Source organism: Phormidesmis sp. 146-33 (genome assembly GCF_052939515.1).
The window spans coordinates 1-13,864 of the sequence record NZ_JBJPHU010000155.1 but is presented as its reverse complement, the minus strand read 5'-3'; the positions used below and the strand labels follow the sequence as shown (position 1 = coordinate 13,864).

Below are 13,864 nucleotides of genomic sequence, written 5' to 3'. Positions count from 1 at the left end.
AACTGGTTTGCTGACTGTTGTTACTGTACTCCATAAACCTGAAATGTGCTGTAATTCATGGTTCACTTATTACAGGGATGGCAAACCTGAAGGTGATGGTTGGAGCCTTTTATGGGATGACCCGAATCCAAAACCAGGTAGAAAAAACACTGGAATCATTGCGCCGCAATATTGCTGAACCGGATGCCCTGCGACAGACTCAGACACAATCCCAACAAGTTTACAACTGGCTAATTCAACCAGGTGCGGCAGCGATCGCTCAAAGCCAGGTCAAAACCCTGGTGTTTGTTTGATTGTGGGACTAGACCAAGCCCGTCATGGCTTCTCTGGACTGCCCTATGTCAACAATGGGTTAAAGCAAATCGGCTCTGAAGTGCAGAGTTAGATATTGCTAAATCAGCAGTTTACAACCCAGTCATTTCAAGCAGCAATGAACTTGCAATCATTCTCGATCGCCCATTTAGCTACCCACGGTCAATTTAGCTCAAAAGCTAACGAAACCTTCATTCTGGCATGGGATAAAACAATCAATGCCAATGAACTCAATACCTTGCTGCGATCGCGAGATCAACAACAATCACAGCCATTAGAACTTCTGGTTCTCAGTGCTTGTGAAACCGCCGCCGGAGACAATCGGGCAACCTTGGGACTCGCAGGAGTCGCACTCCGGGCAGGCGCACGCAGCACGATCGCATCGCTGTGGAGCGTCAATGATGAATCAACTGCGCTGCTGATGAATCAGTTTTATCAAACCCTAATTAACCAGTCTCAACCGAGAGCCGAAGCGCTGCGTCAGGCCCAGCTCAAATTACTACAAATGCCAGAATACCAGCTTCCTCTATTTTGGGCCCCTTACGTCTTGATTGGCAGTTGCCTATAACCCTACCCAGATGTTATTGGTGACCAGATACAGGATAAGACACAGATTAGAGTCGGGCGAGCAACCTGGATCATTTCTATCTTGTACATTCTCGAAGGATGTGAACAATCACATCAAGGCAATTTGGAACTTTATCTACGACTACAACGAACAACGACGACAGACGATCGCACAGAGTCCGCTTGTTTTCCCTATCCTTTCCTAAATGGCACTACCTGCCAATGACTTGCAAATCAGACTCCATCTCTAAAATTGCTTGCAGTCCGGTACGCATGAGACTTTGCGGATCAATTAACATGACTTATTGTAATATTTAGAACCCGTGTTGAAAAAATGAACGATTCCTGATTAGATAGAAACAATCTCGATGTTATGTTGTTCTAGTTCCTGTACTAGTGTATTGATCGCTAAAGCTTAAAAACTGTACAGGGGGTGTGGAGTGGGACGACGAAAGCGATTGTTTGTGGCAAAATCACAGTTAGCAAAGATCTGGTATCTGGCAGCCCTTGCATTGCTGCAATTTTTGTGTGTCATTGCTTGGGGCGTTTTCTCAGACGCTCAGGGGATTGCTCAGATCGCGCCAAATCGTAATAGTCCCACGCTCATTTCTCAAACGCTCATTTCTCAAACAAAGAGTGAGAACGTTTCGACAGCGCTTGTTCGTGCCCAAACATTGAACATCCAGGGGGCAGAGCAACTTGCAGCCGGACAAGCAGAAGCGGCGATCGAAACCTGGAAGCAAGCCGAAGCCGCATATAAAGCAGCAGGGGATAAATCAGGCACACTAGGCAGCCAGCTAAACCAGGTGAAAGCCCTGCAATCTCTGGGTCAATATCGACGCGCTAGAACAACTCTAGAGCAAATCAATACCCAACTGCAAAGCCTGCCGGATTCTGCTTTGAAAGCTGATGGACTCAGGAGTGTAGGGATCACGCGATTTCGAGTGGGCGATCTGAAAGAAGCTCAATCAGTTTTGCAGTCTAGTTTAACCATTTCTCAGCGCCTGAATGCAAATGCGGGTCAGAGCTATACGCTACTAGCCTTGGGAAATGTCACCAGGGCACTCCAGGAACGTGAGAAAAAAGACGGTGGAAAAAATGCGGCGAATGAAGCAATCGCTTTCTATCAACAAGCCGCTACACTAGCCCCTGATGATCTAACGCGATCGCAAGCCAAACTGAACCAGTTGAGCCTTTTAGCCCAAGCAAACCCAACCCTCGATCAAGCTCCTCTACTCGCAGAAATCCGATCGCTGCTCAAGCGTCTGCCCCCAAATCGTGCATCAATCTATGCCCAGGTCAATCTGGCAGAAAGCCTGATGAAAATGAGCAACCAGGATCAACGAGACATTGCACAACTGCTCGTCAACGCCACTCAACAAGCGCAAAAACTCCGAGATTCTAGAGCAGAAGCCTATGCATTAGGTCAATTGGGTCATCTCTATGAAACACTGCACCAATGGTCGGATGCTCAGAAAGTAACGCAACAGGCGCTGCAAATGGCTCAAACAACTCAAGCGAATGATATCGCAGTCTCCTGGCAGTGGCAGTTAGGACGAGTTTTTAAGCAGCAGGGACAGATACAGGATGCGATCGCTGCCTACAATCAAGCAGTAGATACGCTCTCAACCTTACGGGGCGATCTGGTGGCAATGAATCCGGAGGTGCAGTTTTCATTTCGAGAGCAAGTTGAGCCAGTTTATCGCCAATTGGTGCAATTGCTATTACAAGACAATCCAAATCAAGCAGCGCTACAACGAGCCAGAGAAGTGATTGAAGCACTTCAACTCGCAGAACTCAACAATTTCTTTCGAGAAGCTTGTGTAGATGTTAGACCTGAGCAGATCGATCAAGTCGATCCGAATGCAGCCGTTGTTTACTCGATTCTGCTGCCCGATCGCCTGGCAATCATTCTGTCGCGACCGGGGCAACCGCTTCGTTACTATACTCCTTCTGCACCCTCGGATGCTAGTACGATCGAGAAGGCATTTGATGACCTTTTTGCAACCCTCAACCCATTTATTGCGACCACAGACCCGCTCCGCCCAAATCGGCAACTCTATGATTTATTGATTCGTCCTATTGCCAAAGATCTCGCTCAGAGTCAGGTCAAAACTCTGGTGTTTGTTCTGGATGGTGTCTTGCGAGGGGTTCCGATCGCAGCCTTACATGATGGTCAACAATACCTCATTGAACAATACAGTATTGCTCTATCTCCTGGTTTGCAACTCTTACCTCCCCGTTGGCAACGTCGCTCTCCAGGCGTAGCAGTGCCTTCAGACCAGTTGCAAACCCTGGTAGGAGGGGTATCCGAGGCTCGTCAAGGATTTTCGCCGCTTCCGGGTGTGGTGAGAGAAATGGAGCAAATTTCCGCATTGGTTCCGACAAACGTTTTGCTGAACAAAGCCTTTACGCGCACCCAGTTTGAAAGTAAAGTCGAGTCGGTTCCGTTTCCGATCGTGCATCTTGCCACACATGGTCAGTTTTCGTCTGAGGCAGAGAAGACGTTTTTATTGACCTGGGATGGACGAATTAATGTGAAAGAGTTTGACCAACTTCTAGAAGGTCGCAATCGCCGCGATCGCAGCCCGATCGAACTGTTAATCTTAAGTGCCTGTCAGACTGCAACGGGCGATAAACGAGCGGCTTTGGGACTTGCAGGAGTCGCGGTTCGATCTGGGGCACGCAGTACGATCGCAACCCTTTGGTCAGTTCAAGATAACTCAACGGCGATTCTCATGGCGCAACTCTATGAGGAACTGCGTCAGCCTGGAATGACAATAGCCGAGGCACTGCGTCAGGCACAATTGAAGGTGTTGCGAGGTTCTGGAGAACCCGCTTCGCGAACGCCAGACTACCAACAACCTTTCTACTGGGCACCCTTCGTCTTGGTGGGCAACTGGCAGTAAGGGCATCGCTCCAAGAAATGGGAGCTAAAGACTAAGCTCTGGCTCCCTGACAATCTTGCGTCAGCCCTGGCATTGAGGATGTTTTCAGGGAAGTTCTTTGATGCGAATATTCCGAAATTGCACGATTTCTGTGTGACATTGTAAAGCTAGATAGCCTTCTGTCAAACGGGGTGCGGCAATGTTCGTTCTCGATACTTCAGTGCCATTGAGAAAGACAACGATCGAACTGTCTTGCGCTGTAATCTCGAACACGTTCCACGATCCATCAGGTGTAAATCTCGGACGGATTACCTTACTCATTCCTTGGGTGGCAGGAGCAAGGGTATAAATCGCACCTGTTTTCTCCCGAAATCCACCAAAGACGGATTGAGGATTTCTGTCCGCTTTGAAGTTCTTGGCAGTCTCGTCTATCTGCACTTCTGTACATTGATCATAGAAGGAGGGATCAAGATTTCTTCCAGCAGGATCAGGAATGCGGAGAAAGATTCCAGAGTTCGCCCGAATCGAAAAAGCCTTCCACTCTAGACGCAGAATAAAATTTTTGAATGGTTTGAGTTGGTAATAGAGTAAGCCCAAACCCCCCCCTCCTGCTTGCCCTGCTTCAATAATCGGAGGCTGTCCTGAAAGGACTAAAGGTGTAAAGTTAGGTGCCCCGACGGAACGCCAGGCTCCATCGAAACTACCGTTAAATAGAGACTGAAAACCAGCATCCCCATCTGCAAAGGGCTTCTCTTCTTGATACCGTTGGGTAATACCCAGGGCAACCTTACGAGCAAGCGCCAACCCAGTGGGGACTGGATTTGCAGAACCAGCCGTGGGGAACAAAGCTTGATCAGCGCAATAGGCATTCGCAACATGATGGAAACGCCCATGCACATCGGTTACAGAGGTCTCTGGGTCATCTCCCATCCAGAGGGTGCCGCACTCGTGATAAGTGGTCCCCATGCCATCTTCGCTCGCGGAAACGAGATGGATGTTGGAGTTAGCACCATTACTCTCTGTTTGCCCAACCTCTTCAACTGAAACATCGGCTAAACGAGCGATAAACCTGAACGCGGCTGCTCTCTGGGCACGACGAAGTGCTAATGCTTCTGGTGTTTCGACAAGTTGAACAAACCCTTCTGGATTGTCAAACCGATCGCGGATTGAAGGGCTGGTATCCATCCAACTGGTGGTTCCACTGCGTTGCCCTCCAACCTCTACAGGTGCTTCCCGATCGCCGAAATCTTCCCCACAGGTTCGTATCCCAACGGTGATCCATTCATTGGCATCTGGTTCGCCTTCCAGTTGTCTGATCTTTTCCAGCAGATCATCTCGATCGGGAATGAGTTGGTAAAGTGATGCTTCCGCACTTCCCCCGCCATTGGGAACGGCATAGAATTGCAAGTGAAAGCGTCCAGTGAGACCCTTTGGTCCGAGGTTGGTTGCAGTTCCCTCAATGTGTAGCGCTGCCTGTTGTAAAACATCACTCCCACCACTCTTTAAGATGTCCTTCAATTGCTGGATATTGCCGCTTTCGTCTTTATATTCCAAACTCTCTAGATGAGTTCGACGGATTTTCCAGACATAGTTCCCTCGGATGTGAACCATCAGGTTCGCTCCCATGCGTTCCTTGGTCAGTAACGAGGGGCGAGGAAATGAGTTCAGAGCGATTCGAGTTGAATTAATACAGTTCGCTGCTAACACAACCATCCCTTGTTCTGGGAGTGAGATGTTCCGAACGACCTCGCCTGTACCAACAGGGTCGTTGACGGCAATCCTCACACTGCGGACAACTCCTTCCTGGGTTTCTAAATTTAGAACCGTCACGTTGGGCACTAAAAATAGATAGCGATTTTGATCATTGTTGTCTGAGTTTCCAATATCCTGCCGAATTGCACTTAATAGACCGGGCAAACTGCTATATTTATCCGGGCTAAACAAACCGGATAATTCAGCTTCAACTTTGACGGCAATCGGAGGTTGCAGCACACGATCGATGGAATACTGATCGGGTAGATAGGAGAATGGCGTGACTTCTTCAGCGCGAGCACGTTTCAAGAGGGCTTCATACAGCAGCCCGTAGATAAAATCTTTCTCTTTCCCACCTCGATCGAGATCGTAATCTGCTCCAATGTCTTGGCTGACGAAATGATAGCCCTGTTCGCTGTTGAGGAAATCAGAGACTGATGGGGACCATAGAGCCAAATCAGCAGCAGTCAAAGAAGGTGCCCACCCTCCCCAAAAAAGACTTTTCCCTCCCACACAGCGATGATGAGGACGGAATTTTCCACCAAAGTCGCGGCGATCGAATTCGTTCCCATCCTCTCTTTCAGGTGTACCATCTGCCGTTAGGATGCGGTACTGTCCTTCTGGGAGAAGCGGTGCAAGTGGTAATCCATAAAGTCCCCCCAATCCAAGGGGTAGGTTTTGGAAGTGTTCGGGAATGAGAAACGGACCTTCTTGGAGGACGAGAATTTTCGGGCGAGGACGACCCCCTCCAAGATTTTTTGTTTTGTTAAAGAGGTCGGTTGCACAATATGCGCCATACATTCCTGCACCAACAACAATAATGTCAAAACCACCTGGCGCGGCAGCTAGAGCTTCATCCAGGGTATTGCAAACAAATCTGGAAAGAGCATCACGAGTGAATGATGTGTCCTGGATACCCCCAATGGTTGGAACAGGTAGCGTGGTTAGTTTTTGCAATGGCATAGTCGGGTTTCCTTGTTGTAGATTAGACAACTCATACCGATTCGGAATTTGGAATTCGCACTTTGGAATTGGAGAAGCATGATTTATCTACAGTTCAGCGGTTTGATCTGTAGTGGTTGCTCAGAAAATTAGTATCACTACCGGAAATACTGCGATCGTATCAACACTTGAGTTTCAACTGAGTTTCAACAGTTCACGCGATGTGCATCTAGCATCGTCCTATGGGAATTTCTGAGCAAGAATTTCTAAGCAAGAATTTAGTTACACACCGCGTAAAGTTTGTAGTTGCCATTCAATTCTTAGTCATTGTTTCATGGCAGTCAGGGAATAAAAATTTCCAACCCAGGTTCAAGAACAGTCGGGTCAGGTCCTATCCTGTCTCGATTCGCCTCGTAAATCTCCAGGAACCGGTTGCCATCTTGATAAGCTCTCTCAGCAATCAAAAACAAAAAGTCACCTGGTCGCACAATATAGTTTTTACCTGGTTGTGGCTCGATGTTCTGCGGTAGGATGGGAATGTAAAGTATTTGCCCAGGTAAGATCCGATTACGGTCAGGTCCAATCACATTTTTGTTGGCTTCATAGATGAGGTTGAAAACACTGCCATCTCCATAAGCTCTCTCAGCGATCGAAAATAGACCGCCACTGTCACTTGGTTGCACAACGTATGTTCTGCTAGGGGTGGGTCGTGAAATTTGCGGCGGGGGAAAATTTTGAGGTAGGGTGGGCAAATTCTTGAGGAAACTGATACTTGGCGAGAAAAAGTACTCACCACCCTTCAGAGTGACAAAGTTGCCAAAGTTCACATCGACTTCCTTGGTTGGTTGATCCCGCTCTTTTACCCAGTTTTTAGGGGGTTGCGGCACTTCTCCAATCAGAGGGTCACGTTGATCGGGTTGGCTATGACCGCTGACTGCATCCAATCCAACTCTGTTGTAATTTTCATTTTTTACCTTGCGAGACTGGGACATATCGGGTTCAAGGAATCTGGGATGGTTGCTCCAGAACCGTTGCATAAATTCAAACTGTTCCCAAATATCGGATTGGTAGCACATGAATAGTAGCCCAACACCACCTGTAGGTAGGTTATTGAGGTCGCCAGAAAAATCGCTGAATTGTCCGTAGGTCATGCCCCGTCGCGCAATCCGATGTCCAAGCTCTTCCGCATCGTTCTGAGCAAAGGGTCCACCTTGTCTGACTGATTCCAGGCGGGGATTGGTTTTACGAATATGAGCCTGGAAGGGGCATTTTAGTCCAACAGTATCTTCAGAATAGTCAAAGTCATTTAAGTTAGTCCCTCCAGCATTGGGTTCGATGACCAGTGGAGTTCCATCTTCAAAGCGCCCTACCGCCATTGCACCAGCCTGCTGAACAGAAATCCCTAATGCTTGCCCCAAAGCTGCTTCAGCTTTCTTGAAGCCTTGAACATTTTGCTCAAGTTTGCGAAAGACAAGAAAACTACCAAAGCTAACATTTTCAGTACCAAGGGGATCTGGAACCAGGACAAGATTGAGTGGAGCACGAAAAAGCTTCTTGGCAGTTGCCCCTGCTTCCGAATTTAAATCTTTTTTGAAGAAGAGCGGTTGAGCAATATCATCTACAAACCCAAAATGCTCAAGCACACGCTCCTTATTAAGACTATTTGGAAACTTTTGACGTTTCGTCTCCGATCGCTCGATCGCGGCTACCGTCGTAATATCTTTCAGCTTTTGAATCACCTCTGATTCTTTGTTGCTCAAAGCTGTTTGATCGTTCGCCGCCAGAATGATTAAAGCATCAATTTCTGTTTGAAATCCTGGCTCCCAAGCACTAACAGGTGGGTCAAGAAGTGCATACTGTCGCGTTTTCATCCCGTCTTGGAAGACATCAGCATAGTCAATGTCGAGGGTAGTTAGGTTAGGTCTGGCTCGATTCCGAAGATTGACACCTTTGGGTTGCATGGAATCAGGGAAACCTAGTTTTTCATAGCCAGAGGAAGATAAAGAGAAGTGGACAAATACGCCACCGTCAATTCCCCTCTCCCTGTAAGCATCCGCATCATCTGACTGCTTCTTGGCTGATGTGATTTCTGCGGCGAATTGGGCAATCCCTTGCCTGAGTGCAGCAAGTTGGTTTCTGTTTTCTCTCGTATTCGGAAAAGTCAAGAAAATTTGTACAGAGTTGTTTCTGCCATGCCCTTTGAGAATGTTACCTTGCAAGTCTTGAAGCGCGTCTTGATACTGCTGTTCAGTGTGGTCGATCGGTCCTTTGTTGAGATCCAGGGTCATAGTCTACTCCTTCAATTATTGAGATGTTAGTATTGAGTGATTTCTCTGGAAAGGGGCAATTTCAGCAAAAACCGGAACGATTAAGAATAGAGGAATGTAGCAGATAAGGCATGAGTCTTGTGTGATGGCGCATCATTCAGCTATCGAGCTTAGTATTAACTTTTAATTCACGGATAACCAGGCAAAATCGATCAGTGAACCCGCAACTTATGTGATTTGCTCGAAATTCATTGCACGCTTAACGATCAGAAGCTTTTCAATGAATCGCAAGTTAGGGATTGAGTGGCTGATATTAGCTGGTGCAAATACAAAGCATCAGACAAGATTGAAATAGTCGTTTGGGTTAGCGATCACTCTTATTTATGAATCTGCTACACGTGCTGCGGCTACATGAGCAATCGGTTTGGCTTGATGGCTTCAATCGTGAATACGAATTGAACAGCAAGCGCGATCGCAGTTACGCTTTGAGCAATTGTTGCAATTAATAGAACAGAAACAACAATCTGTTCGCTATTTTGATTAATGTCCGATTTTAGGAACTAGCTTGTCGCAGTTCCGTAATTCAGTTTTCAATTGCACTAACAAATTGAGCAGGTTGCCTTCCACATAGGTTGGTTCTAGTGAAACTTCTGTTTCTTGCTGCTTGAGAAGTGCTTGTAGCTGTTGCTCGATCCCTTGCTGATGAGAAAAACTTGCCGACAGCCGCGCGATCACAGGCTGAATAATTAACCGCTTTTGGGCTTCCTGAATGTATTCTTTAGCTTGTTGCTTCATCAGAGTATGAGTTTTAAGTCGATCGAGATCTTGCATCTCGATTTCATGACAGACTTGTTGAACAAGTCGCTCGGTCAGATAGTCGATCACAATCGGTTGCAGTGAAAACTGTTCTCCATTTTTTTCAATCCACGATCGTCGCATCAGCGAATAGAGCATTTCTGGTAATGCTTGTTTGCCAACCTGGTTGACAATATCCTCGTCTAACTCTGCAAGGGAGACAGGTTCTCGATCGATTGCCAGCCAATACATCACGTCCTGCTCGATGTTTGACAACCGCTCGAACTGTCGCTCTAGCAAATCTCGAATGTCGTCAAAGACGAGAACGCCTTGATGCACAAATTTCAAAACCTCTTCAAGTCTGCCGTTAAATAATTCTTGAGTTGCGACAGCTACAAGCTTGAGGGCTAGCGGATTCCCGCCATAATGTTCGATAAGATGATTCCATTGTGCCTCGGTGCCTGTAAATTCACCGTGATGCCGGAACAATTTCTGTCCTTCAGCGGTGTTAAGTCCAGTTAAGCGCAAATCACGCACCTGCGATCGCTCTCCCGTCAGTAATGCGATTTCTTTAGGCTTTTCCCGCCCCGTGAGAATAATACAGCTTTGGTGTGGGACTTCACCCAACATGCGAAACAGTTGCCCATACGCCTCATAACCAGGGCAATATTGCCCCATCCGTTTTGTATTGCTCAAAATCGACTCTACATTATCTAAAATAAGCAGACACCGACTAGTCTGCAAGCACTGCATCAGGTAAGACAATTTGCCTTCTATACTTGCAGGAATGGAATCATGATTTTGTGGCTGTAACAAAGATAGTAGGATACCTTCAACAAAATCCCCTAAAGCAGGAGCATTTTGCAGCGATCGCCAGACAACATTCTCAAACTGATCTTGAATTTGGAGTGCCAGTTTCATAGCCAGGGTGGTTTTTCCAATTCCACCCATTCCTAACAAGGTAATGAAGCGGCAATGCTCCAGACAAATCCATTGATGCAATTGCACCAGTTCTGCTTCTCGACCATAGAACACAGATACATCGATCGCCATACTCCAATCTGGTTGCTGTATGGGGTCTGCCTCATCCAGCCCAATCGGTCGCACACAATCTTCTGGATCAAGTTGCAAACCAAAGCTACGCATCAAGTATTCGATCGACAGCTTATCAACGGCTTTCTCACGTTTTAGAATTCGAGCAACAGTGTGGATGGATAGCCCAGCGCGATCGCTGAGTTGTTCTTGGGTAAAGCGTCGCCCCCAATTATCTGCTACTGCTACTTCCTGCATCGCTTGTTGTAACTTGAGCCAGCCATGAGATGTTAGAATCACCCCTCGTTCAGCCCGCTTAGTAGAAGACGCTGAAGACATAAATGCACCCCATTGCTATAGTTCCTCACATACTTACAAGACACCTCTGTTGCGATCGCTGTTGAACTCGTATTGGTGATGTCTACCCCCGAATCTGAGCCATCATGGCTGCATCATCCCAATACGAAGAGACTTGCTGAATCTTTCCAGACTCGTGCATTTCAAACACACTAATTCCTTCAGCAATGCCCTGCTTCCCGCTCTTTCCCAACCCTCGCATTGTCCATTTCACTGCTGCTCCATTGCCTGCAATGAAGATGTGATCCTGAGAAAGCTCCAACTTCTCAAACGCCATTGAGAGCAGTCCAAAGAAGGCTTGAGCATTCTCACGCGCTTTACTGGGTGGATTGCCAACCGGATCATAGATAACTGCATCTTCCGTAAAGTTTTCCGACCATCCTGCTATATCCATTGATTGAAGACTTGAAAAGTAGGATGTAACTAAATTCTGAATCAATTCAGGTGACATTGAAATTCTCCTCCACAGTGGTAATTTGATAATTGTAAGCCATTCTTAACTATGGTGATTTTGAACTATCCTACTAGACTTCTAAGATACTGACTGCCCACGATCGCTTGCCCAACGAGATCGATCGGTAACTGTGGGATATCCAGAAGCTTTGCAGGTAAAGGAGCGACACCAGAGAGCCAGCCGCGGCTTGCTGTGCCAAAAATCCCTAGCAACAGCGCTCCTTTTACCTGCCGAACCGTCAGGACTGCTGTCAGCAAGATCCCAGCGATCGCAATCAAGGTGGTGGGCTGTCTTAAAGAGCCTAAAGCAGTCGTCGTTGCAGTGCCAGTGACAATGATGCCTGCTCCCAAACTTGGAGGCGCGACCTTGCCAGAGAGCGCAATGTAAGAGAGAAATAAGCCTAAGCCAACTACCATTGCCATCATGAGCGCAATTTTTGACTTATTCATAAGAAATGACAGTGTAGTAGAAGTGGAGTTTTGCTCTGTTTAATGCCATTGATCTAAATCGGTTGAGAGTTGCATGAAAGCATCATGTCCGTAGAAGTTGATCTTTCCAGGTAGCGCGAGCGGGCTATCTTGATTTGCTTTCACGCTTTTGTTTGCTTGCTTATCATCTTGACGTTCCCCCTAAGATTTTGAAATCTATAAATCTCATACAAAATCTCATAGTCAAACTCATTAAAAACAATAGTCCGGACAGTTTTTTGAACGACTCCAAAAGGCTTTCAGGAAGTACAGTTCCAGCATTGAGCTATTTTTCAAAGTTGGCTCTATTCCTGACTTTGAAAATAAGATCCTGTCCCACGAGCGAATCAGGGTTTGAACCTGAAAATCTGCTCAAAATTTGTCCGAAGTATTGTAAAAATAATGTTTTAAGTCATAAATATTACCTGTGTTGACAATCTCGATCGAATCTGCTTAAATCACCGCAAAAAGGACATTGAAATCGCGATCGCAGCTCTAATGTCCCGTTGAAGCACATCATTGAGGATGCACTATGGTTCGGTTTTGGATGCTGGGATTGGGGCTAGTGAGCGGATTTGGGCTGAGCAATCGCGCTTTCGCTCAAGTTGTGCCGGATCAGACCTTGCCTGTGGGAGAGCGATCTGTGGTAACAGATATCTCTTCGAGATCGCAAGTCTCCGGCGATCTTAATTCTCAAATCAACGGCGGCGCAATTCGAGAAACCAACTTATTTCATAGCTTTCAACAGTTCTCTATCCCTACGGGCGGCGGTGCTTCGTTTAACAATCCAGCAAACATTACGAACATTCTCACTCGTGTCACTGGAAGTAATGTTCCTAACATTGATGGATTGATTCGGGCAAATGGAACTGCAAATCTATTCTTAATCAATCCAAACGGGATTGTATTTGGTGCAAATGCTCGATTAGAACTTGGCGGCTCATTTCTCGCGAGTACAGCAGAGGGTCTAAAGTTTGACAATGAATTTAAGTTTAGTGCAACGTCTTTTCAAAGGTGGCTCTGTACAATGCCCGGAGGTGCTGGGTGTCGTGTAACTTTTTAGCACCTTAAGGGACAAGTAGATTTTCTGTCGAGTCCCTCTAATCCTGTTCTTGTGATATGGAGCGGTAAAAAAATAGGAAACACCAGAGAAACTGAAAAAAGAGTACGATTGCTGGCTCGAAAGGAAAGAGTGGAGACATCGTGATTAACGCACGATCGCTTTCCCTGATCAACTCACCAGTATCAGCTAGTACCTTGGGTGAAGGAGCAAGCGGAAATTTGACCGTGAAAGCCACGGACTTGATACAACTCATTGGAATATCAGCAGATGATGAGTTTCCCGGCGGCTTGTATACTCAAACTCGAAGTCGTGGCAATGCAGGGAATTTAAGTATTGAAACGAGAAATCTAATCGTCCGTGATGGGGCACAAGTAGCAACTGCTACCTTTGGTGAAGGAGCAAGCGGAAATTTGACCGTGAGAGCCACGGACTCGATACAAGTTATTGGAGAGGCGGCAGATGGGACTGGTAGTGGCTTGCTTGGTCTAATTGGAAGTTTTAGCGATGGCGATGCAGGGAATATAAGCATTGAAACGGGAACTCTCATCGTCCGCGATGGGGCACAAGTAGCAACTGCCAACTTTGGTGAAGGAGTAGGCGGGAATTTGACCGTGAAAGCCACGGACTCGATACAAGTTATTGGAAGGTCGGCAAATGGTCCGTTTCCCAGCGGCTTGTTTACTCAAACTCAAGGTCTTGGCGATGCAGGGGATTTAAGTATTGAAACGAGAACTCTCATCGTCCGTGATGGGGCACAAATATCATCTGGTACTCGTGATGAAGGAGCAGGCGGGAGTTTAACCATTAAAGCCACTGAATCGGTACAAATCATTGGAAGGTCGGCAGATGATCGGACTCCCAGCGCCTTGTTTTCTCGAACTGAAAGTCTTGGCGACGCAGGGAATTTAAGCATTGAAACGGGAAATTTAATCGTCCGCAATGGGGCGCAAGTATCATCTGGTAATCGT

The 13,864-nt window shown here is 46.8% G+C and carries 10 protein-coding genes; 5 read left to right on the top strand and 5 right to left on the bottom strand.

What is annotated here, in order from left to right; genetic code table 11:
- Positions 1–77: 77 nt before the first annotated feature.
- The 3 genes from ACJ2PR_RS32420 (at position 78) to ACJ2PR_RS32410 (ending at position 3,788) form a co-directional block, all read left to right on the top strand.
- Entirely contained in the window at positions 78–293 is a 216-nt protein-coding gene (locus tag ACJ2PR_RS32420; protein WP_446880104.1) for a hypothetical protein, read from the top strand.
- A gap of 95 nt (positions 294–388) precedes the next feature.
- Positions 389–880 (top strand): CHAT domain-containing protein, encoded by a 492-nt coding sequence (locus ACJ2PR_RS32415; protein WP_446880103.1) that lies wholly within the window; start codon positions 389–391, stop codon positions 878–880.
- Between the two features lie 439 nt (positions 881–1,319).
- Complete coding sequence (locus ACJ2PR_RS32410; RefSeq protein WP_446880101.1) at positions 1,320–3,788, top strand: CHAT domain-containing protein; 2,469 nt, start codon at positions 1,320–1,322, stop codon at positions 3,786–3,788.
- Between the two features lie 84 nt (positions 3,789–3,872).
- On the opposite strand, the gene ACJ2PR_RS32405 is transcribed toward ACJ2PR_RS32410, so the two are convergent.
- The 5 genes from ACJ2PR_RS32405 to ACJ2PR_RS32385 form a co-directional block, all read right to left on the bottom strand.
- Positions 3,873–6,482: a family 16 glycoside hydrolase gene (locus ACJ2PR_RS32405; RefSeq protein ID WP_446880100.1), complete on the bottom strand. Its 2,610-nt coding sequence runs from the start codon at positions 6,480–6,482 to the stop codon at positions 3,873–3,875.
- Between the two features lie 320 nt (positions 6,483–6,802).
- Positions 6,803–8,680 carry a Dyp-type peroxidase gene (locus ACJ2PR_RS32400; RefSeq protein WP_446880099.1) on the bottom strand — a complete coding sequence of 626 codons (1,878 nt, stop codon included), beginning with the start codon at positions 8,678–8,680 and terminating at the stop codon, positions 6,803–6,805.
- Positions 8,681–9,268: 588 nt separating this feature from the next.
- A complete protein-coding gene (locus tag ACJ2PR_RS32395) occupies positions 9,269–10,894 on the bottom strand; it encodes an NB-ARC domain-containing protein (RefSeq protein WP_446880098.1) in 1,626 nt (541 codons plus the stop codon).
- Between the two features lie 82 nt (positions 10,895–10,976).
- Positions 10,977–11,363: a nuclear transport factor 2 family protein gene (locus tag ACJ2PR_RS32390; protein ID WP_446866554.1), complete on the bottom strand. Its 387-nt coding sequence runs from the start codon at positions 11,361–11,363 to the stop codon at positions 10,977–10,979.
- Positions 11,364–11,428: 65 nt separating this feature from the next.
- A complete protein-coding gene (locus ACJ2PR_RS32385) occupies positions 11,429–11,815 on the bottom strand; it encodes a hypothetical protein (RefSeq protein ID WP_446880097.1) in 387 nt (128 codons plus the stop codon).
- Positions 11,816–12,365: 550 nt separating this feature from the next.
- Here ACJ2PR_RS32385 and ACJ2PR_RS32380 point away from each other — a divergent pair.
- Positions 12,366–12,896 carry a filamentous hemagglutinin N-terminal domain-containing protein gene (locus ACJ2PR_RS32380; protein WP_446857916.1) on the top strand — a complete coding sequence of 177 codons (531 nt, stop codon included), beginning with the start codon at positions 12,366–12,368 and terminating at the stop codon, positions 12,894–12,896.
- A gap of 140 nt (positions 12,897–13,036) precedes the next feature.
- On the top strand, positions 13,037–13,864 hold an 828-nt coding region (locus ACJ2PR_RS32375; protein WP_446880096.1), incomplete at its 3' end, for a hypothetical protein.